15 protein-coding genes are annotated in these 21,542 nt (G+C 43.3%); 3 read left to right on the top strand and 12 right to left on the bottom strand.

Annotated elements, in window-relative coordinates; all coding sequences use genetic code 11:
• Positions 1 to 48 precede the first annotated feature (48 nt).
• The 5 genes from ACZ45G_RS15550 to ACZ45G_RS15530 all read right to left on the bottom strand — a co-directional run bounded on the left by ACZ45G_RS15550 (position 49) and on the right by ACZ45G_RS15530 (position 6,724).
• Positions 49 to 825 carry an inositol monophosphatase family protein gene (locus ACZ45G_RS15550; protein WP_464179713.1) on the bottom strand — a complete coding sequence of 259 codons (777 nt, stop codon included), beginning with the start codon at positions 823 to 825 and terminating at the stop codon, positions 49 to 51.
• 105 nt (positions 826 to 930) lie between these two features.
• A complete protein-coding gene (locus ACZ45G_RS15545; RefSeq protein ID WP_464179711.1) occupies positions 931 to 2,025 on the bottom strand; it encodes an inositol-3-phosphate synthase in 1,095 nt (364 codons plus the stop codon).
• Positions 2,026 to 2,079: 54 nt separating this feature from the next.
• Complete coding sequence (locus tag ACZ45G_RS15540) at positions 2,080 to 3,735, bottom strand: formylglycine-generating enzyme family protein (protein ID WP_464179709.1); 1,656 nt, start codon at positions 3,733 to 3,735, stop codon at positions 2,080 to 2,082.
• Positions 3,717 to 4,466 carry an alpha/beta hydrolase gene (locus ACZ45G_RS15535; RefSeq protein WP_464179707.1) on the bottom strand — a complete coding sequence of 250 codons (750 nt, stop codon included), beginning with the start codon at positions 4,464 to 4,466 and terminating at the stop codon, positions 3,717 to 3,719. Before ACZ45G_RS15535 ends, ACZ45G_RS15540 begins: the two co-directional genes overlap by 19 nt.
• 74 nt (positions 4,467 to 4,540) lie before the next feature.
• Complete coding sequence (locus tag ACZ45G_RS15530; RefSeq protein WP_464179705.1) at positions 4,541 to 6,724, bottom strand: hypothetical protein; 2,184 nt, start codon at positions 6,722 to 6,724, stop codon at positions 4,541 to 4,543.
• A gap of 263 nt (positions 6,725 to 6,987) precedes the next feature.
• On the opposite strand from ACZ45G_RS15530, the gene ACZ45G_RS15525 reads away from it, so the two are divergent.
• Together ACZ45G_RS15525 and ACZ45G_RS15520 are read left to right on the top strand one after the other, a co-directional pair.
• Positions 6,988 to 8,349 (top strand): integron integrase, encoded by a 1,362-nt coding sequence (locus tag ACZ45G_RS15525; RefSeq protein WP_464179703.1) that lies wholly within the window; start codon positions 6,988 to 6,990, stop codon positions 8,347 to 8,349.
• A 191-nt stretch (positions 8,350 to 8,540) separates the two neighbouring features.
• Positions 8,541 to 9,362, top strand: coding sequence for a crotonase/enoyl-CoA hydratase family protein (locus tag ACZ45G_RS15520; protein ID WP_464179700.1), 822 nt, complete (start codon positions 8,541 to 8,543; stop codon positions 9,360 to 9,362).
• Positions 9,363 to 9,444: 82 nt separating this feature from the next.
• Here ACZ45G_RS15520 and ACZ45G_RS15515 read toward each other — a convergent pair whose 3' ends face one another.
• The 5 genes from ACZ45G_RS15515 to ilvD are packed head-to-tail and all read right to left on the bottom strand — an operon-like array spanning position 9,445 to position 16,474.
• Complete coding sequence (locus ACZ45G_RS15515) at positions 9,445 to 10,989, bottom strand: 2-isopropylmalate synthase (RefSeq protein ID WP_464179698.1); 1,545 nt, start codon at positions 10,987 to 10,989, stop codon at positions 9,445 to 9,447.
• Between the two features lie 2 nt (positions 10,990 to 10,991).
• Entirely contained in the window at positions 10,992 to 12,587 is a 1,596-nt protein-coding gene (gene cimA, locus ACZ45G_RS15510; RefSeq protein WP_464179696.1) for a citramalate synthase, read from the bottom strand.
• Between the two features lie 3 nt (positions 12,588 to 12,590).
• A complete protein-coding gene (gene ilvN / locus ACZ45G_RS15505) occupies positions 12,591 to 13,082 on the bottom strand; it encodes an acetolactate synthase small subunit (RefSeq protein WP_464179694.1) in 492 nt (163 codons plus the stop codon).
• A gap of 14 nt (positions 13,083 to 13,096) precedes the next feature.
• Positions 13,097 to 14,788, bottom strand: coding sequence for a biosynthetic-type acetolactate synthase large subunit (gene ilvB / locus ACZ45G_RS15500; protein ID WP_464179692.1), 1,692 nt, complete (start codon positions 14,786 to 14,788; stop codon positions 13,097 to 13,099).
• Positions 14,789 to 14,800: 12 nt separating this feature from the next.
• Positions 14,801 to 16,474, bottom strand: coding sequence for a dihydroxy-acid dehydratase (ilvD, locus tag ACZ45G_RS15495; RefSeq protein ID WP_464179690.1), 1,674 nt, complete (start codon positions 16,472 to 16,474; stop codon positions 14,801 to 14,803).
• A 374-nt stretch (positions 16,475 to 16,848) separates the two neighbouring features.
• Here ilvD and ACZ45G_RS15490 point away from each other — a divergent pair, with 374 nt between their 5' ends.
• A complete protein-coding gene (locus ACZ45G_RS15490) occupies positions 16,849 to 19,455 on the top strand; it encodes a PAS domain-containing protein (protein ID WP_464179688.1) in 2,607 nt (868 codons plus the stop codon).
• On the opposite strand, the gene larB is transcribed toward ACZ45G_RS15490, so the two are convergent.
• Together larB and ACZ45G_RS15480 are read right to left on the bottom strand one after the other, a co-directional pair.
• On the bottom strand, positions 19,433 to 20,191 hold the full coding sequence (gene larB / locus ACZ45G_RS15485; protein WP_464179686.1) for a nickel pincer cofactor biosynthesis protein LarB: 759 nt from the start codon (positions 20,189 to 20,191) through the stop codon (positions 19,433 to 19,435). The genes ACZ45G_RS15490 and larB overlap by 23 nt on opposite strands.
• A gap of 9 nt (positions 20,192 to 20,200) precedes the next feature.
• Positions 20,201 to 21,367, bottom strand: a complete 1,167-nt coding sequence (locus ACZ45G_RS15480; protein WP_464179684.1) for a ParM/StbA family protein — start codon at positions 21,365 to 21,367, stop codon at positions 20,201 to 20,203.
• Between the last annotated feature and the right edge of the window lie 175 nt (positions 21,368 to 21,542).

Below are 21,542 nucleotides of genomic sequence, written 5' to 3'. Positions count from 1 at the left end.
AATTTAAATCGTTTGCTAGACCAACGGACTTTTTTTGTTTAATATTTTTCAAAAAGTAAAATTTGTCGTTGAAATAATATCGATAACGTTACGATGAGAATAACCATTTGTGATAACAACACCTTTAGATTTAGGCTGCCAAGGATTGCCTAAGTAATCGGAAGTGGTTCCTCCCGATTCATGAATTATACATATACTTGCAGCAACATCATGGAGTGAGTTACGTCTTATATAAATCTCTGCATTGCCCGTAGCTATCTGTGATAGTTCAAAACAAGAACAATCAAATATTTTTGTATAAGCAACTTTGTGCATCAATTCAAAGGATACCTGATGCTTCCCTGAATATATTCCACCTGCAAAATACAATGAGTTCTGAATATCTTTTGTAGAGACTTGTAATCTTTTATCAATTTTATTCGAATAAGCACCCTTATTTTTTTCTGCGTAAATCAATTTGTCTATTAATGGGAAGTACAATAATCCTAATATAGGCTTATTTCTTTCCAATAAACCTATAGAGATTCCCCAAATAGGAATCTGATTTATAAAATTTGATGTCCCATCAAGAGGATCAATGCACCAAGTATATATAGAATTATTGTCTTGATAACTTTGCTCTTCGCAATAAAAATTATAGTTTGGTGTAAAGTGTTTTAAAACTTTAAGAATTTCTATTTCTGAAAGCAAATCTGCATCTGTAACCACGCTTGAAGCATCAATTTTTTCTTTTTTATGAAATATTGTTTTATTTTTATTATAAAAATCATTTAAAATCTTCCCTCCATTATTGGCGGCTTTAATTGCGATGTCGATCAATTCCATATACACGCACCTGAATCCTGTTTTTTTTAAATAAATTGATCTTAAAAAGGAACTTTAAGATTCTATGTTAGTTTCTGAATAGAAGTGGGGATGGGAATATTTTTCTCAATCACCCTTTATAAAAGCCTCCATCATAAGGTAAGCTTCATTATCTGTATACTGAATTGGTGGGTGTTTGAATAAGTATATTGATGGTGCTTCAATGACTCCACTTTGCCCCCGATTCAATGCAAGCTTAGCGCATCGAATGGCGTCAATAACGGAGCCAGCGGAATTTGGAGAATCCTCAACAGATAATCTTAGTTCTAAATTTAAGGGAATATCACCAAACATTTTCCCTTCCATTCGGATGAAACAAACTTTATTGTCATTTTGCCAAGGGACGTAATCACTCGGGCCAATATGGATATCTTCATCTGGAAGTCGGTTAGCAGTTACTGCCTGAATCGCTTCAGTTTTTGACTTTTTCTTAGATTTTAAGCGATCTCGATTTAGCATGTTAAGAAAATCCGTGTTACCCCCAGTGTTGAGTTGATATGTGCGTTCTAATTTGACGCCACGTTTGTTAAACAAATCTACGAGAGTACGATGTACAATAGTAGCCCCGATTTGGGACTTAATGTCATCGCCGATTAAAGGGAGACCTGCCATCTTAAAACGTTTTACCCATTTTGGATCAGAAGCAATGAAAACTGGTATATTATTAATGAATGCACAGCCAGCTCCCAATGCACATTCTGCATAAAAATATGAAGCTAATTCTGAACCAACGGGCAAATAATTCAATAAGATTTCAACATGATTATCTCTTAACATATCAATAACTTCATTCTTCGTTGAACACCTTTGACTTGATACAACGAAACTTTGCTGTGGATCAAAATCCCCCATATGCTCGGAAATTCCATCAAGTTTAGAGCCCATCTGAACATACACATTAGTGGGTTTAAGACTTTTACAAAAAGTAAAAGTACAGTTGGGGTGTGCGAATATTGCTTCAGTTATTTCTTTACCAACTTTTCGTTCATCTATATCGAAAGCAGTAACGACTTCAATATCAAATGGGTGATAACCACCTATGGACCAATGCATAAGGCCAAATTGCTGTTCAGCATTCTCTTCTTTGTAGTATTGTAACCCTTGTATTAATGAGCTCGCACAATTCCCAACACCTACAATCCCTATTCTAATTTTGTTCATTACTTCCTCAATCCTGATTTAATTATCCAATGAGTACAAAAAAGCACATTATATTTAGCTACCAAGAAGCACGAGCCTAAATCCTGTATGGGTATCTTTTCTTACCGCAATGTTTGTATTACGGACCCAAGTTTTAACACAAATTGAATCATAAGAATAACTTCCGCCACGAATTATCAATCTGTCATTTTCTGCAATAGAGTCCAAATTTTTAATGATGGGGTCAGTATTGTATATAGCCCAGTCTAAACCTTTTATGCCTGCATACGATGATGTCCATTCTCTTACATTCCCAGCCATATCTTGACAACCAGAAGGACTATCTCCAGCAGGGGAAAATAAATTGACGTCACTTGTTCCATATCCAAACGCTAAATTGCAATTACAATGGTCCAGGTTAAATTCATTGCCCCATGGATATTCGAAGGCCATTTTACCACGAGCTGCTGCTTCCCATTCGAATTCTGTGGGTAAGCTTACACGACAATTTTTGTATCTATCGATTTTTTTTAAACTGTTTTGTATAATTTGTGCAAACAACATTGCTTCTATCGCATTTACATTAACCACTGGTTTCTGTAGACAATTATTGTATTTTTCCCAATGCGGCAGAGGATATGAAAAAATCAGCCAATCAGAAAAAGTAATCGGGTGTACAAATATTTTAAATTGATTAATATTTCTAATATGGAATGCTGCCGGAGGTTCACTTTCTTCCTCGTTTATTGAAGTTCCAAATTGATACTCCCCGCCTGTTACAGAACAAAAATTTTGTATGAAAATTTGAATTTTCTCCTCATCAATATTTTTTTTGGGTCTTACAGAAAAATCTTTGGGTACAATTTTTCTGAATCGATTTGTGAATGTATCCTCAAAAAACCTTGTTAAGAAAAACCAGTTTTTTTCATATTCATCACCAATTTCACACAACCACAGGAAGGCTTGAGAGATTGACCGATTTTTTTGGGGTGCTGTGTCTATGGATCTTTTATTATAAGATTCATCAAGTATTCTTTTTAAAGTATCAGAAATTTGTTCGACACGACTTTCTGTTAATATTTTATCATAGTCAATCTCTTTGGTGTAAATTTGCCCACCTCTCCAAAGGATTTTATTGGGTTGTACTCCAAACAGATAAAAATAGTTCGAACCGTTGAAAGATTTAATTTTTCCTAACACATTTTGAATACACCAATATATATGTTTAAGGTAAATATCTTTATGAATCAAAGATTTGCATCCCCACCAGTTGTTTATTTCACATGCTATTGAAATAACAGGCAGCATTAGATCATATCCGAGACAACAAATACAAAAAAAGGGTTTTTTGTGGTGTTTTTTTAGTTCAGATAATAATTTCTTAGGGTTACTCGATAAAAAGAACAAACAGTATGTAGGAATTTGATTGTTTGAAAGAGTATTGAAAAAGTCATCAATAGAAATAGCACTATTTTCTTCATCTTGAATTACAAATGTATCTAACGAATTAGAGTATTCAACACAGAATACAAAAAGGCACAAACGATTATTCAGTTTACTGATTCTTCGAAAAAGGTTTAATTTGTTAAGGCCATTGAATTTTAAATGTGATCTTAAAAGCGTATTTCTAGCGTTATGTTTAGCTACTTTTAAGTACTTTTCTTTTATGTGCTTATTCTTGGATGAGATAGAAAACGTTAAAGAAGGTGTGCTTAAAAGTCCGATAGCCATTTTCGAATTGCTCCATGTGTGTATTCACGCTCATCTTTTTTTTGTAAACCATGATCACCTTTAGGATGTATATATAATGTAATTGGACCATGAGATTCTGTCGAAGCACGAATACTCTGATTGAAAGGTACTGCATTATCCATTCTTCCATGAACCATCAAAGTTGGTATATCCGGCAATGAAAAACATTTATTAAAGTCATAATTGTTAATTTCTGCTAAAAAGGATGCTCCCATCTCTAAATCTCCGTCTTTAACAGAACCCTTTTCTTTAGCCATTTTCTGCCAACTCCCGGAAAGATAAGGTTCGAGATCCGTGTCAGCCAAATCAAATGCAGGCCAAAGTAGAATATTAGATTTTGCTTTAAGGTACCAATTCATGACCGCAACAGTTGCACCCATGCTTTCTCCTATTATATGGATTGGATCTTCAAAGTTATCTTCGCAGAATGCTAAAACAGTTTTATAATCATCTTGCATTGAGGATAAATCAAAATCGATTTGGTTCCCATCGCTATTTCCAGAGCCATACATGTCAAATGTTACAAAATTGAAGCCCATGTCTATCGAATATGATAATATTTCATCAAACACATTTTCATTACCATGGTGATCTCCATTAGGTCCTCCATGTAGACAAAGAAGCGTCCCATGGGCATTTACCCTGCTGGAACAAGAATAGATCGCTACATTTCCTCTCACACTTTTTAACATCGTTTTTTTCAAATCCATCTTTTCTCCTTTTGATAACCAATTTTATAAGATTTTTTAATTAAAGTAATTCCAATAAAGCTAAGTTCAAAGCCCTAATCTCCGCCTATAGGTTTGTCGGAATGTCTATCTTCGTAAGCCATTTTTGTTAGTGGATAATTCTTTCGAGAAGACTTTATCGTTTTCTGAGCCTCTATTAATTCATTATCCATTTTCAAGGAAAAAAAAACGGATTGTGCCTCATCTACCAGTGACTGACCTGTGGCAAATTCTCGAGAAATAATTTTCCTATTGGCTGCCATTAAAATTTTTCCTAAAACCAACTTACAACGTGCCACATGACGAAGATCAGAGTATCTTTCTCCGACTGATAATGCCTTTATGGTTTCTTCTTTTGCATCAGCAAAATTACCTTGTATCGATAACAATTTTGCTTTTTCTAAAACAGCATAAGCCTTGCCTCTATACCATTCTCCTTGCTCGCTTTCAAAAATCATCTTATTTATATTTATTTCAGCATCATCGTAATCGAAGTTATACATATTTATACAAATTAATAAATATAAGGCATCAACAAGATTGTTCCTGTCAGATATTGAATTAGCATCATTGATTACACCTGTTACTAAGCGCTTAGCCTCTATTTGTTTTTCTTTACCTTCTCTGTAATAGGTTGCAGCAAGTGCACGATTTGCCCTTAAAATATCGTTTTGACAATTGCCAGTGATTGCAATGTCGCGTGCTTTTTCTATTTCAATTCTTGCTATCGCTGGTTGCCCTATCAATGTTTTTACTGATGAATAGGTAGAGATCACCCAAGATGCATCACATAAACGATCGTGAGACTCTAATATTTCCGAAAGTTCAGAACCTATTGAAATTCTCTGCTCAAAAAAGCCCCTATTAAACATCAATTCACATGTCGCCTTATATAGATCTAAAGCATTGTCTATCTGATTCCTTTTAATTAAAAGTTTTAGGAATGGACCAACGATAAAACGATCAATCTCAAAACCAGAATAATCTTGATGCTGGCCCTTAATTTCATCAAAACTGTTAAAAAAACGGATTAGTTTCTGGGGAATGTTGCTTCGAATAAAAGAAAATTCTTTTCTATAAAGTTCTTCAATAAGTCTTTTCGCATCTTTAACTATTTCAATATGCCCATTAACGATATCTCCAGTTAAATATATCACTGGTGACGACTCTAAAATTTTATGTATCTGATCGATATCATTTTCTGCATTTTCAAAGACTTTCCTAAGCAAATTCCAAGTTGATTTTCCACCGAATCTGGCTATAAATACAATAGCTCTCCTTTGATTTTTCGAAAGAGAATTACATGCATCTTTAACAATATTGAATAGGATACCATTAGGATTAGAAAGCTCCTGAAGGTTTTTTTCAAAATCATTTTTATTTCCGGAATTTTTAATAATATAATGGCAACTAAAAAAGTGACTGTTCGTACATTTTATCAAAGTATTAATCTCAATGTCGCTTATTAGGAAATCAGTAGATTTCCTTTCGTTCAAGGCCATCAATCTGATATCATTAAGATCAAGTTGTTTCATTTGAATTCTTTTGAATCCAGAGAATTCTCTTATTTCTATTGATGATGTTAATACTATTTTAAATCGGGTTGATACATTTTGAAGTAGGTCCTCAAGAAATTCACGATCTTGGTCTGAAATCTTTTCAATATCTTTTATTAATATCGAACAATATTTTGTTTGGGAAGTGAGTTTAATTCTTTCAATTCTTTTCAGAATTCCATCTTCAGAGGAATAGGATACTTTCGTTGCCTCCATTATAACTGCTAAAATACTTTGAATATTTTCATGTTGCCCCGCATCAATTGGAACATATGAACAACCTTCATCATTAGCATTATTAGGGAAACCTATTTTTTTTAAAGCTGAGATAGCTATCTGCGTCCGTCCAGATCCATTAGCACCGATGCAGACTACAGTGCTAAAATCAGTTAAGGCCTCTACTAATTCAGTATATGATTTATACCAAGTTGGTTCCTTGCTTTTTGGGAATTTACTTTTATGTTCGTTTATTTCAATCTTTGTAATTTTTGATTTTCCAGTAAGCAAAAGAAATAAAGACGCCAAATGTTTGAACATCTGAGTAACAAAAGATTTTAAGGATTTGCTAAGGAAACCAAAGAGAAAGAGCAGAATTCCTGCTATAACGCTTAACGCAATAGCTAACCTGTTGTCTGGATTTTTTAGCAATTCTATAAAGACTTTAATATATTGATTTTCCATCATTTCCCTCTATTTTTCTCCGTCCCCATGAAATGCAATGTTTAGCTCATTAGCTTGTCTACATGTAGTGGCTTGTCCATACCGCGCCCGGTGTTCTGGTTAAGAAGAAGTTTAACAGTTTTTTTTCTGTATAACTCCGCTGTCGGATAACATTTATTTTTAACCGGCAAAATATGTTTTGACAACTATTTTTGGGGAATGTTATGCTGTTTGCTAACAGTATAACACTCAAATCCGGTGGTTATACAGAAATTGGATAGTTCCAAATGATTCAAATTGAACCCATTTTATTAAAAAATTACAGCGGCATATTGAATAACAACAGGATGCCTGAAAATGAGCAGTATTCTTTTGTAAAATGGCTGCGCTATTATCTGGATTTTTGTCATAAATATGGTTTTGAAAAAACAGCTACCAGCAACCTGCCCCGGTTTATTGAAAAACTTCGATCGAAAAAGCAAAACACAGGTCAACAGCGGCAGGCGTTTAATGCGGTTCAGCTGTTTTATTCAATTGGTTCTTCTGAAACGTCTTCTGGATCGTTTCATCAAACGGCTGTTGATACTCAAAGTGAAATGGTCGTGGTTAAAGAAAACCAAAAAAAATATTTAACCGGGGAATCGGCAAAGAGTTCGACCCCTTATCCGGCAGATAATCTTAATTTCAGACAGGCATGGATAGAAGCCTTTAGCACCTTAGCCGATGAAATAAAAGTTCGTCACTATTCGCCCAAGACATTAAAATCCTATAGATACTGGGCCATTCAGTTTCAGACATTTACAAACTCAAAAGACCCTGAACTGCTTGATAGTAATGATGTGAAAAGGTTTTTGACATACCAGGCGGTGGAACGGAATGTATCCGCTTCTTCACAGAATCTGGCATTTAACGCATTATTATTTTTTTACCGTCATGTTCTTGGTAAAGAATTCGGGAAGATAGACGGGGTTGTCAGGGCAAAAAAACGGCCTTATATACCGGTGGTGCTTTCAAAAAATGAGGTCCACATGGTTTTGGATAATTTATCTTATCCCTATGACCTTGTTGGTAAATTATTATATGGGTGCGGACTGAGGTTATTTGAAGGTCTTAATCTCAGAATCAATAATTTTAACTTTGATGCGGGAATATTGACGGTCCATGGAAAAGGAAAAAAGGTCAGAACCGTACCCATTCCTGAAATTGTAGCGCCAGAGTTAAAAGCCCATATGAACCGGGTTTATACTTTACATCAAATTGATTTAGCTGATAATTATGATGGTGCTTTTATGTTTGACCGGTTGGAAAAAAAATACAAGGGGGCAGGAAAAGAGTTTATATGGCAATGGTTTTTTCCTGCCAAATCATTGACCTTTGTAAAGGAGTTAAAAGAGAACAGGCGGTATCATCCGCATGATACCCATGTTCAACGTGCCATAAAAAAAGCAGTGGGAAAAGCCAGGTTAACCAAGCGGGCAACTGCCCATACTTTTCGCCACACTTATGCCAGCCATCTGCTGGAAGCAAACTATGATATCCGTACTATCCAGGAACTTTTAGGACATAGTGATGTAAGAACAACCATGATCTACACCCATACGGTTCGGTCAAGAACACTCAAAGAATCAAGGAGTCCCCTTGATTTTTAGGGGGGAGATAAAGAAATAGCTCCGCTCTTTCCATTACATGGATCGCGGTGAGAGAATAAGCTAAGTAATCCATATAAGGAAAACAAAAAAAAAGCAATCGGGAAAAACTTGAATTCTTTGAGTTTTTCCCCTCAACCCCAAATAATTTGACTAATATTCAAATACTGATGGATATAAAAAAGGAGAATAAAATGAGTACAAGCGCCTATTATCTCGTAGAAAAAAAAGGCCCCATTGCATGGGTTTATCTGAACAGACCGGAAAAGAAAAATGCTATGCATGCGCCGGCATGGAAGGATGCGCCGGCCATATTTACTGAACTGGACGATGATCCGGAGGTGAGGGTCATTATTGTGGCCGGAAAGGGGTCTGACTTTTGTGTGGGGATTGATTTGATGGGGATGATGGGGGAGCTGCCCGAGCTCATGGATGCCGAACAAAAGGGCGGGGTGAAATGGCAATTGCTTAAAAAAATATATCCCCTCCAGGCAACCATGACTGCCATGGAAAAGATCAGGAAACCTGTCATTGCCGCTGTGCACGGGTATTGTATCGGGGCAGGGCTGGATATGATCACGGCCTGTGATATAAGGCTATGCACCAAGGATGCCAAATTTTGCCTCAAGGAAGCTGCCGTGGGGTTTGTTGCCGACGTGGGGGTTCTCCAGCGGCTGCCGCTGATCGTGGGCCAGGGCATTACCCGGGAGCTTGCCTTTACTGCAAAAAATATCACGGCGGAACGGGCAGAAAAAATTTTGCTGGTCAATCAGGTAGTTGAGGATTATGAGACCCTGTTGGCTGAAGCTGAGAAAATGGCTCTGGAGATTTCAGAAAACTCGCCCCTGGCAGTCCAGGCATCCAAGGATGTATTGAATTTTGGCGTGGGAAAATCCATTGATGATGGCCTCAAATATGTGGCGTCCATCAGTGCCAATATTATCCCGTCCCATGATTTGATGGAAGCGGTAACAGCGTTTATGGAAAAAAGAAAACCCAAATTTACCGGAAAGTAAGCGCTGGGAGCTGAGGTTTGGCCAGAGGGGTTGAAAGGGCAGGGGAGGGATCCCCCGCCCTTTGGCATTTTAATCCATCCGCTTAGAGAGGGGCTTGTTCTTTCGGGGGATTGGTTTTCAGGTACTCAAGGCGGTTGAGGCCGTTGATATAGGCAAGCGCTGCTGCGGTGATGATATCCGGATCAGTTCCTTTACCCAGGGCTGTGACGCCGTCTTCCTTGAGGCGGACCGTGACTTCTCCCTGGGCATCGGTGCCTTCTGTCAGGGCGGAGATGGTAAACCTGAGCAGTTCGGACTTGGTGCCGGTGAGTTTGGATATAATGTTGTAAACCGCATCAATGGGTCCGCTGCCCGCAGTGGCGCCCTGGACAGGTCGTCCGTTAATGTTCAGCTGGATACTGGCCGTGGGAAATACCGTATTGCCACTCAAGACATGGATGTATTCCAAAGAGAAAACTTCCGAGGATCGGAGGACTCCTTCATTGATAAGGGCTTCTATATCTTCGTCCTGGATGATTTTTTTCTTGTCTGCCAGATTTTTGAACTTTTTAAATACCACTTTTAGCTCATCCTCTGACAGGTTGTAGCCCATGGTCTGAATATGGGCATTCAAGGCATGGCGGCCGGAATGTTTTCCCAATACCAGGCTGTTTTTGTTGATCCCCACGGTCTCGGGTTTCATGATCTCATAGGTCATGGGGTTTTTTAACATCCCGTCCTGGTGGATGCCGGCTTCATGGGCAAAGGCATTGGCCCCCACAATGGCATGATTGGGCTGGACCAGGATGCCGGTGATCATGGAAACCAGTCGGCTGGTGGGGTAGATCCTTGTGGTGTCGATCCCTGTGGTATGGGGGAAAAAATTGGGCCGGGTGGCAAGGGACATGACCACTTCTTCAAGAGCTGTGTTGCCGGCTCTTTCTCCAATGCCGTTGATGGTGACCTCCACTTGGCGGGCCCCGTTTTTAATGGCGGTGAGGGTGTTGGAAGTTGCAAGCCCCAGATCATTGTGGCAGTGAACACTTAAAACAGCTTTGTCGATGTTGGAGGTGTTTTCCATGACATATTTGACCAGCTCTCCGAATTCTTCGGGAATGGCATACCCCACGGTATCCGGAAGGTTGATGGTGGTGGCACCGGCGTCGATGACCGATTCAAACACCGTACACAAAAAATCCCGATCGGACCTTGATCCGTCTTCGGCGGAAAATTCCACATTTTTGGTGAAGGAGGCGGCCAATTTTACCGATTCCACAGCCTGTTTTAACACCTGGGCAGGCTCCATCTGTAGCTTGTATTTCATGTGCAGTTCTGAGGTGGCGATAAAGGTGTGAATCCTGGGGTTGACAGCATCCTTAACGGCATCCCACCCCCGGCGGATGTCCTGTTCATTGGCACGGCAAAGGGCGGCTATCTGGGTTTTTTTCAGGGTTTCGGCAATGGCCTTGACGGCTTTGTAATCCCCCTCCGAGGCTGCGGGGAATCCCGCTTCAATCACATCCACCCCAAGGGCTTCCAGCTGGGTGGCAATACGCAGTTTTTCCGCCTGGTTCATGCTGCCCCCGGGAGATTGTTCCCCATCCCTCAAGGTGGTGTCAAAAATAATAATTTTTCTGTCGTCATTCATTTTTATTCGCCTTTTATGGTGTTGTCCAGTGAAAGTTTGTATTGAAAACTGTCGGCAAGTGCCTGCCAGCTTGCTTCGATAATATCTTCCGACACCCCGATGGTGGAAAATATGTTGTTGGTATCTCTGGATTCAATTAGAACCCTTACCTTGGCATCGGTGCCGTCGGATCCTTCGATGACACGGACCTTGAAGTCAACCAGGTGCATGTCGTTAACCTGGGGATAAATAGAGGTGAGCGCTTTTCTCAAACTATTATCCAGGGCGGACACCGGACCGTCCCCTTCGGCCGAGGTGATCTCTGTTGTGTCCCCCACCCGGATTTTAATCATGGCATGGGAGTAACAGGGTCTTTCCTTGTCCTTTTCCACCACCACCCGGAAGGATTCCAATTCAAAGTTGGGAACAAACTGATCCGTGAGTTTTTCCATGATCAGCTTCAGGGAGCCTTCTGCCGCGTCAAATTCAAACCCGTCGTTTTCAAGTTCTTTGATGCTGGCCACAATCAGGGCCTTTTTTCTTTCATCATCCCCTAGATCCACCCCTAGTTCCTTGGCCTTGTAGGTGATATTGCTTTTCCCCGACTGTTCAGAAACCAATACCCGGCGCTCATTTCCAACAAGGGAAGGGGATATGTGCTCATAGGCCCTGGGGTTTTTCATGATGGCCGACACATGGACCCCTCCCTTGTGAGCAAAGGCAGATTTTCCCACAAAGGGTCTGGAGTTGACCGGAGGCACATTGGCAGTTTCAGAGACAAACCGTGACAGATTCAAAATCTTTTTAAGGTTTTCATCGGTCATGCAGTCGCGTTTCATTTTAAGGGCCAGGATGGGAATAATGGCTGTGAGATCTGCATTGCCGCAGCGTTCTCCATAACCATTGATGGTTCCCTGGACCATGGTGGCCCCGGCATGGACGGCGGTCACGGCATTGGCAACCGCCATGGCGCAGTCATTGTGGGTGTGGATACCAAAGATGACGTCCTGGTGGCCACTCTCCTTAAAGTGGGCCACCACGCTTCTTGTGATGGTGTCTATCTCACAGGGCAGGGACCCTCCGTTGGTGTCGCAGAGAACCAGACACCGGGTGCCGCCTTCAACGGCCGCTTCCAGGGTTTTAAGGGCATAGGGTGTATTGGCCTTGTAGCCGTCATAAAAATGCTCGGCATCATAGAGCACTTCAAGGTCCCGGGCCAGAAGGTAGGCCACGCTCTCTTGGATCATGGCCAGGTTTTCCTCTTTTGTGTTGTCCATGATCGACTCCACATGGAGGTCCCAGGACTTTCCAAAGATGGTAATCACCGGTGCCCCTGAATTAATCAGGGCCTGTAAGTTGGCGTCTTGCTCACAGGTTTTCCCCTGGCGGCGTGTGGAACCAAAGGCGGCAATCCTGGCATTTTTGAACTGGATATCGCGTACCAGTTCAAAAAAATGCTGGGCACCGGGGTTGGCGCCTGGCCAGCCGCCTTCAATGTAATGGATGCCGACATCGTCCAAGCGTCTGGCAATCTTGAGCTTGTCTTCCGGGGAAAAAAATATGTTCTCTCCTTGCATCCCGTCCCTTAGGGTGGTGTCGTATAAGAGTGTTTTTTTCATTGTTTATTTCCCGTTTTCCCTTGCCAGGGCAATGGATCCTGTGGAGGCTATTTCCACAATGCCCATTGGCTGTAAAAGCGAGACAAAGGCCGTATGTTTTTCACTGGTCCCGGACATTTCAATGATAAAATGGGAATGTCCCACATCCACAATCTTGCACCGGAATATGTCTACAATTCTCAGGATCTCTGCCCGTTTTTCCGGTTGCGCATGGACTTTGATCAGTGCCAGCTGACGCTCCACATATTTTTTTTCGGTTAAATCATTGACCGTAATGACATTGATGAGTTTATTGAGCTGTTTTTTAATCTGTTCAATAATATGGGCATCACAATTGGTCACCATGGTAATCCTGGAGACAGCCGGATCCACTGTGGTGGCAACGCTCAACGAATCAATATTGAATCCCCTGCCGGAAAAAAGTCCTGCAATCCTGGACAATACGCCGGGTTCATCATCCACAAGAATTGAGAGTAAGTATCTGTTTGTTTCCATTTTTAATTCCTCTTTTATACCAGCAGCATGTCGGTTATGGCTCCGCCTGCGGGCACCATTGGGTAGACAGATTCTTCGCGTTCTACTATAAATTCCATGATAACCGTACCCGGGGTTTCCAGGCCAAGCTTCAGGGTCGCTTCTACTTTGGCCGGGTCTTCGCATTTAAACCCTTTGGCCCCATATGCCTCCGCTAATTTTACAAAGTCAGGGGCATTTTCCATGTTGGTGGAGGCATAGGCCTTGTCATAGAAAAATTCTTGCCATTGTCTAACCATGCCCAAAAATCGATTATTGAGAATAACAATCTTGACATCTATCTTGGATTCTATGGCGGTCATGAGTTCCTGGATATTCATCTGGATGGACCCGTCTCCTGCCACATCCACCACCACCTTGTCCGGGCGGGCTGCTTTGGCACCGATAGCCGCGGGCAGTCCAAATCCCATGACGCCAAGGCCGCCTGAGGTGATAAAATGATTGGGCTTGTCAAAATGATAAAACTGTGCCGCCCACATTTGGTTCTGGCCGACTTCCGTGGTGATAATGGCTTCTCCTCGGGTGGCTTCGAAGAGTTTTTCCACCACAAACTGGGGCTTGATGATGTCCGGGCCCTGGTCATATTTTAAGGGAGTGGTCTGTTTCCACTGGCCGATCCGGTCAAGCCACGAGTCGTGGTCTTGTTTGAGATCTTCGGGGTTCTCTTTTTTCATCAGTTCCAGGATGCCTGCCAGAGCGGCTTTGCAATCCCCAACAATGGGGCAGTGCACCGGAATATTCTTGTGGATGGAAGTGGGGTCAATGTCGATCTGAACGATCTGGGCATTTGGGGCAAATTTTTCGATATTACCGGTGACCCGGTCATCGAAACGGACCCCGGCTGCAATGATTAAATCACAGTTGCCAATGCTCATGTTGGCCCGGAAGGTGCCGTGCATCCCGAGCATCCCTAACCACAGGGGGTCGGATCCAGGAAAGGCCCCAAGACCCATTAATGAAGCGGTTACAGGAATATCTGCCAGCCGGGCAATGGCAGTGAGTTCTTCAGAAGCCCGGGACAAAATTACCCCGCCTCCGGCAAAAATCACCGGTCTTTTGGCTTCCTTTATCAGGGTGACCGCCTTGGCCAGTTGCTTTTTGTTGGGGGAGTAATTTGGTTTATAGGATCTAAGGGCTGTCTCTTCGGGCATCACAAACTCAATTTGTGCCTGAATAATATCCTTGGGCAGATCCACCAGCACGGGCCCTGGTCTTCCGGATCTGGCAATGTGAAAGGCCTCCTGGATGGTGGCTGCCAGTTTATTGGGATCTTTTACCAGGTAGTTGTGTTTGGTGCAGGGCCGTGTGATCCCGACAATATCCACTTCCTGAAAGGCATCATTGCCGATAAGGGCTGTGGGAACCTGGCCGGTAAAGACCACTATGGGGATGGAATCTGTGTGGGCCGAGGCAATTCCGGTGACTGTGTTGGTGGCGCCGGGTCCGGAGGTGACAAGCGCCACGCCGACACTATCGTTTGCCCGGGCATACCCGTCAGCGGAATGGACCGCGCCCTGTTCGTGACGAACCAGTATGTGGCGCAGGTCCGGGTGTCTTGCCAGTTCATCATGGATATCGATGGTGGCGCCTCCCGGATAACCGAAAATGGTATTTACGCCCTGGGCTTTGATCATTTTAATCAGTATTTGGGCCCCTGTGAGTTTCATGTGTTTCTCCTGTTAGAACTTTTTAAAGATGGCGCCATTGCCAGCGGAACTTACCATTCGTGCATATCGGGCCATGTATCCTTTTTTAATCTTGGGCTCAGGTTTTTCCCATTGGGTAAACCGTTTTGCTATTTCCTGTTCAGACACCATCAGTTCGATTTGTTTGGACGGAATATCGATTCGGATTTCATCGTTTTCCTGAACAACGGCAATGAGGCCCCCCTGGGTGGCTTCCGGCGAGACATGGCCGATGGAAGCCCCTTTGGTGCCGCCGGAAAATCTGCCGTCGGTGATCAGGGCGCAGGTGCTGTCCAGTCCCATACCGGCAATGGCCGAGGTGGGGGTGAGCATTTCACGCATACCCGGGCCGCCGGAAGGTCCCTCGTAGCGGATGACAATCACATCCCCCGGGTTGATTCTGCGCTCCATGATGGCTGATGTGGCATCTTCCTCACAATCAAACACCCGGGCAGGTCCCGTATGGGTCATCATCTCGGGCAGGACGGCCGATTGTTTAACCACGCAGCCCTCGGGGGCCAGGTTGCCGAAGAGTACGGCAAGACCGCCTTGTTTATGATAGGGGTTTTCAACGGGCTTGATCACATTGGCGTTCTGTACCCGGACAGGTTTCAAGTTGTCACCAAGGGGGCTGCCCGTGGCGGTCATGCAGGTCAGATCCAGCATGTCATGGTCGGATAATTCTTTCATCACCGCCTGGATCCCCCCGGCAAAGTGAAGGTCTTCAATGTGGTCCGGACCTCCCGGGCTCAGGGAACACAGATGGGGGGTTTTGCTGCTGACCTCATTAATAAGGGCCAGGTCAATATCAATGTCGGCTTCTGCTGCAATGGCCTTTAAATGGAGAACCGTATTGGTGGAACAGCCCAGGGCCATGTCCACCACCAGGGAATTTAAAAACGAGGCCCGGGTGAAAATTTTGTCCGGTGTGATGCCCTTGTCCAATAATTCCATGATCTTGATGCCGGTTTCTTTGGCCAGCCGGATTCTTTCGGACATGGGGGCGGGAATGGTCCCGTTGCCGGGAAGTGCCATGCCAATGGCTTCTGTCAGGCAGTTCATGGAGTTGGCCGTGAACATTCCAGCACAGGATCCGCAGGTGGGGCAGGCTGCATCTTCAATCCGGGCCAGATCCTTTTCTGTCATTTTGCCGGTCTGAACCGCTCCCACTGCCTCAAATACAGAGACAAGATCTATTTTTTTATTCCGGTCATCGGGATGACGGCCTGCAAACATGGGGCCACCGCTGACAAAGATGGCCGGAATGTTCAGCCGGGCTGCAGCCATGAGCATGCCGGGAACTATTTTATCACAATTGGGTACCATGACAATGGCATCAAAGGGATGGGCCATTGCCGTGACCTCAATGGAGTCTGCAATCAATTCCCTGGAGGCCAGGGAATAGTGCATGCCCCCATGGTTCATGGCAATGCCGTCGCAGACCCCGATGGTGGAAAATTCCATGGGGGTTCCGCCAGCCATGCGGATCCCTGCCTTGACCGCCGTGACAATGGTGTCCAGGTGCATGTGGCCCGGGATCAGTTCGTTGGCTGAATTGGCAATCCCGATAAGGGGCTGGGAAATTTCCCTGTCCGTCAGGCCCAGAGCTTTCATCAGGCTTCTGTGGGGGGCTCTGGCAACTCCCTTGGTTGCAATGTGACTTCTCATTTTGTCTCCTCGTTAAAAATAAAAAAAGCCGTTATCTGCCCGGTCGGGGCTGATAACGGCTTTTAAAGTTAATTTAAAGTTTATGCCACTAAGAGCCCCTTCGTCTGGAGGTGAGAAGAATCACCTCCACGATAATAAGGACTATTAGATTGTTGATAAAATTTATTTTCATAATTATTTACTCTATTTAAACAATATTTACTATATATAAATCTATTAAAAGTCAAGCATAAAATTATGGTAACCCGGAATATTAAATCAGGCAGCAAAGCGGATGGAATTTAAATTTGCAATTGTCGATTGGTTTGGATATGATCGGCAATAGACATAATGTGTAATAAATCCTTGTATTAAGGAAGGAATTGTAAGGTATCGTGCCACACCACTCATCAGTTTTGCCTGACACAAAAGGGAATTTAGATCGAATAGCCCGTCTTGAAGCACAGATAAACCGGCTAAAACGGGCTGATGAAATAAAGGTTACCCTGCTTGAAATTTCCAATGCCGTTACCACCACCCTCCATTTAGATGATTTGTATGCCAGCATTCATCATTCCTTGAACCGTCTCATTTATACCCCTAATTTTTATATTTCCATCTATAACAGAGAAGAACAATTGCTTCATTTTCCCTATTATAAGGATGAAATAGATGATGAAAATTATGACGCCATTGTTCTGTTTGAAGAAAAATCCCTCACCGGTGAGGTGATTTTAAATAAAAAGCCTTTGTTTCTGGATAAATCCCTGCTGGAACTTCGGTACCAAGAGAAACGGGTCCAGGGAAGTCTGCCGCTCATTTGGATCGGGGTTCCCCTGATTGTCCGGGATATCGTCATTGGCGCCATAGCTGTTCAAAGCTATACCGATCCCCATGCCTTCAATCAAAAGGATCTGGATATTCTTGTCCTGGTATCCAATCAGATCGCCATGGCCATTGAGCGAAAACAATTTCAAGAAGCCCTCAAGGAAAGTGAACAGCGTTACAGGACCCTGGCGGAACAATCCCATGATATTATCATGCGATTTGATATGGAAGGCCGCCATCTTTATGTCAATCCTGCTGTTGAAGCGTTTGGGGTCACGCCAGAAGAGATTATGGGCAAAACCCACACAGAGCTCAATCTTCCGAAACCTTTTGTTGAAAAGCTTAAAACAGCCATTGCCCAGGTATTTAAAACCGAACAGGTGAAGCGGACAGAAGTTAAATTGCCCAACGGCACCTGGATCGACTGGATATTATGTCCTGAGTTTAATTCAGACCGGGAGGTGATATCGGTCATCACCTTTGCCCGGGATATTACCGAGAGAAAACAAATTGAGCTGCAAACGGCATGTTTTGACAAGATCAATAAAATTATCATCAATGCCAATGATATCCGCCAGATGCTCAACGAAATTTTAGATACCCTGATTGATGTGATTGACTGTGACCGGGCCTGGATTTTATTTCCCTGTAACCCGGAAGAGCAGTTTTATAACCTGCCCTTTATGCGGACCAAACCCGAATGGTTCCTGGCGCCCCATTATCGAGTGGAAATCACCCCGGAAGCCCAGATCCTTATGACGGAAATTTTGGCTTCGGAAGATCCTGTGGTTTATGATCCAGCCACCAAAAGGCATATTCGAACCTATATCCGGGAAACCTATCATGTCAATTCCCAGATGGGGATGGCTGTATTCCCCAAGTTGGGGGACGCCTGGGAGGTTGGACTTCATCAATGCTCCCATGACCGGATATGGTCACTTGATGCCCAAATATTGTTCAAAGGGATCTGTCAGCGGATTTGTGATGGATTGAGCAGCATGCTGCTTTATCAAAAGCTTGAACAGGCCAAACACTATATTGACAATGTCCTTGATTCCATGCCCTCCATTCTCATGGGGGTCGATCCGGAAGGCCGGGTCACCCATTGGAACAAACAGGCACTAACCATTACCAATGTCTCGGCAAACGAGGCAATCGGCCGGTATTTTTATGAAATTTTCCCAGAGTTGGCCTTTCTTACCCGGAACATAAAAACGGCTGTGACTGATCTGAAAGTTGTTGAAAAAACCAAGGTACGACACGAGATTGCCAACCAGGTGCGATACCGGAATATCATTATCTATCCCCTGACCGGCGGGGAGAGTCAGGGAGCTGTTATTCGCATGGATGACGTGACTGAGCAGATGAGGCTTGACGCCATGATGGTACAATCGGAAAAAATGTTGTCAATTGGCGGCATGGCAGCCGGCATGGCCCATGAAATTAATAATCCCCTTGCCGGCATGATGCAGAACGCCCAGGTGATTCAAAACCGGCTGACAAAGAAGATGCCGGCCAATATAGCGGCGGCCCAAAAGAGTGGTGTCTGCCTTGATAATCTTGGGGAGTATCTGGAAGCCCGGGGGATTAATAAACAGTTTGCGCATATTCATGAGGCCGGTCATCATGCCGCTAAAATTGTTTCCAATATGCTTTCTTTTGCCCGGAAAGGGGAGGGGAAAAAATCCTATGAAAATTTGGTCCGGCTCATGGAGAAAACCATTTCCCTGGCCAAAAATGAATATAATTTGAAAAAAAAGTTTGATGCCAAACAAATGGATATCAAAATGGAAACAGCCGATGGGTTCCCATTTGTTTTTTGCGAGGCCAGTAAAATTCAGCAAGTCTTTTTTAATATTATTAAAAACGGCACCGAAGCCATGGTCTCCGCCAAGGATTCCCATGCCCCCAAATCAGCATTTTTTATTCAATTTTTTGTGGAAAACAAGATGGCTGTCATTGAAATAAGCGACAATGGTCCGGGCATGGAAGAGCAGGTGCAAGAAAAAATATTTGACCCCTTTTTTACGACCAAATCACCGGGGCAGGGCACCGGCTTAGGTCTCTTTGTCTCTTACTTTATTATTGAAGAAGATCACCACGGGAAGCTTAAGGCCGCCTCATCCCGGGTATCTGGCACCACGTTCACGATTAAACTACCGATACATGGTTGATGGATGAGGCCATGTATCCGGCACCAAACCCATTGTCGATATTTACCACTGCAATATTGGAACTACAGGAATTGAGCATGCCCAGCAGTGCTGTTATGCCGTTGAAACTTGTGCCATAACCGATGCTTGTGGGAACTGCAATCACCGGTGCCTTGACCATTCCGGCCACCACACTGGGCAGGGCCCCTTCCATGCCGGCGATCACAATGATCACACTTGCCTCTAAAATTTTGTCCCTATGGGCGAACAGTCTGTGAATTCCGGCAACCCCCACATCAAACAGCGTGTCCACTTCATTGCCCATGGCCTGGGCCGTAAGGGCTGATTCTCTTGCCACTGGAATATCAGAAGTGCCGGCCGAGATGATGAGAATTTTCCCAACCCCTGTGGCAACAGGCGCTTTCTTTTGAATCCTTAAGAGTCGGGCATCTTGAAAATATTGGGCAGCAGGCAGGGCTGCTTTTACATCCCGGGCCTTTTTTTCATTGATGCGGGTCACCAGAATGATGTCCTCTCTTGGGACCATTCGTTCAAGAATTCCAATGATCTGGGCGCTGGTTTTTCCCTGGCCGAAAATCACCTCGGGGAATCCTTTTCGCAGGGATCTATGGTGATCTATGTTGGCAAACTCGATATCTTCAAAGGAAAGATCTTTGAATTGGGTCCTGGCATCTGCCACGCTCATACTGCCCTGGGCCACCTGGGACAATAGCTTGGTAAGTGTTTCCTGGTTCATGGGGTTTTCCTAATTCTGCCGGCGAAGCCAGGAAAGGCCCTTTGAGGAATTATCCTGTTTGGCACCTTCTTGTTTGCCATCCAGGGAGGCATTGGTATCTTCCGGGGTTTTAGCTAATGTTCCAGGCGGCATCGCCTTGGCCTTTGTTTTTTCCGAGATGCTTTTTTCTGCTCCCCATTTGTATTTACCAAATTTGCAGTATCCCTGGACATTGTTAAACCGAGCATCAATGTTTTTTGGAATGGGAATGACATTTCCTTCAATATTGGGGGCGAGGTATTCAGCAAGTTCCACACTGCCGCCACCGGAAAGGATAATAGAATCGATATCCCAGTCGTTTTCCCACAGACGGTTCAGGTCTGCGGCAATGGCAGACGCCGCATGGGTATAGACCCGTTTTTTCAGGTTTGTAATATTATATTCCTTGCCCTTAATCTTGATCATGCCCGCTGCAACAAATTTAAAGATACGGTACAATTCAATGCTAACATTGCTTTCCTGTCGTAATTTGTTGGCAAACACACTAAAGCACTTGGAAATACCGGTGTCCATGGTGGAGGACCCCCGCTCAATATACTGGAGATGGTCAAATATGGAAAAATCAGTGGTTTTAAATCCAATATCCACCACCCCCAGTTTTTGCAGGGCAAGCTTTTTGTCCTTGATCTTACCGAATTCATCAAATATTAAATTAAAAATGGATCCAATGGGTTGGGGAATCACAATGATTTTGTCAATATGAACCCGTTTGGTTTCATCTCGTCCATCGATATTGTGATAGGTGATTTCATGGATTCCCTGGATCATTTCTTTTAAGCGCCGGGAGTCACGTTTCAGGTATCCCACGGGAAGGCCTGTTACCACGTTGATGGGACCTGTTGAATCACTGCAGATCCCAGCAGCGGTGATGGCCAGAATTTTTACAAAATTTTCAATGAGTTTCTCTTGATCCAGGGTGAATTCTGCAATATTGGACTGCTGTTCTGCATAATTGCCCAAAAAATAGGATTTATCATTCAGTGTAATATGCAGGTTTGAGGCGGACTCTTCCTCTCCGAGAAACGAGCGGAACTGAATGTCTGTGGCATCACCAATAAGAGATTTGAAAATGATGGAGTTTTTGCCATTATACGCTTTTGTAAATCCAAAACCGACATCGATTCCCACAACTTCCATGTCCATGCCTCCTGAAATTAATGTGCTGATATTTTTTGAGAAGTGTTTGCTTCAGAAGTAATAGATATCATTTACACTCGAGGATAGTCAAGGAATAATGATCAAGAACAAGGACCTGGTTCTTGCACTTATCGGCTAAATATTATAATAGATTCCCAGCAAAATTTTACAGATT

This window comes from Desulfoconvexum algidum (assembly GCF_055382125.1).
Note: the sequence above shows the minus strand (reverse complement) of the source record. Positions and strands in the feature narration are given on the sequence as shown.

Bases quoted from the DNA above. Each gene is read 5' to 3' on its own strand.
- ACZ45G_RS15550 (WP_464179713.1), bottom strand. From the start codon at position 825: ATGGAATTGATCGACATCGCAATTAAAGCCGCCAATAATGGAGGGAAG.
- ACZ45G_RS15545 (WP_464179711.1), bottom strand. From the start codon at position 2,025: ATGAACAAAATTAGAATAGGGATTGTAGGTGTTGGGAATTGTGCGAGC.
- ACZ45G_RS15540 (WP_464179709.1), bottom strand. From the start codon at position 3,735: ATGGCTATCGGACTTTTAAGCACACCTTCTTTAACGTTTTCTATCTCA.
- ACZ45G_RS15535 (WP_464179707.1), bottom strand. From the start codon at position 4,466: ATGGATTTGAAAAAAACGATGTTAAAAAGTGTGAGAGGAAATGTAGCG.
- ACZ45G_RS15530 (WP_464179705.1), bottom strand. From the start codon at position 6,724: ATGATGGAAAATCAATATATTAAAGTCTTTATAGAATTGCTAAAAAAT.
- ACZ45G_RS15525 (WP_464179703.1), top strand. From the start codon at position 6,988: ATGATTCAAATTGAACCCATTTTATTAAAAAATTACAGCGGCATATTG.
- ACZ45G_RS15520 (WP_464179700.1), top strand. From the start codon at position 8,541: ATGAGTACAAGCGCCTATTATCTCGTAGAAAAAAAAGGCCCCATTGCA.
- ACZ45G_RS15515 (WP_464179698.1), bottom strand. From the start codon at position 10,989: ATGAATGACGACAGAAAAATTATTATTTTTGACACCACCTTGAGGGAT.
- cimA (WP_464179696.1), bottom strand. From the start codon at position 12,587: ATGAAAAAAACACTCTTATACGACACCACCCTAAGGGACGGGATGCAA.
- ilvN (WP_464179694.1), bottom strand. From the start codon at position 13,082: ATGGAAACAAACAGATACTTACTCTCAATTCTTGTGGATGATGAACCC.
- ilvB (WP_464179692.1), bottom strand. From the start codon at position 14,788: ATGAAACTCACAGGGGCCCAAATACTGATTAAAATGATCAAAGCCCAG.
- ilvD (WP_464179690.1), bottom strand. From the start codon at position 16,474: ATGAGAAGTCACATTGCAACCAAGGGAGTTGCCAGAGCCCCCCACAGA.
- larB (WP_464179686.1), bottom strand. From the start codon at position 20,191: ATGAACCAGGAAACACTTACCAAGCTATTGTCCCAGGTGGCCCAGGGC.
- ACZ45G_RS15480 (WP_464179684.1), bottom strand. From the start codon at position 21,367: ATGGAAGTTGTGGGAATCGATGTCGGTTTTGGATTTACAAAAGCGTAT.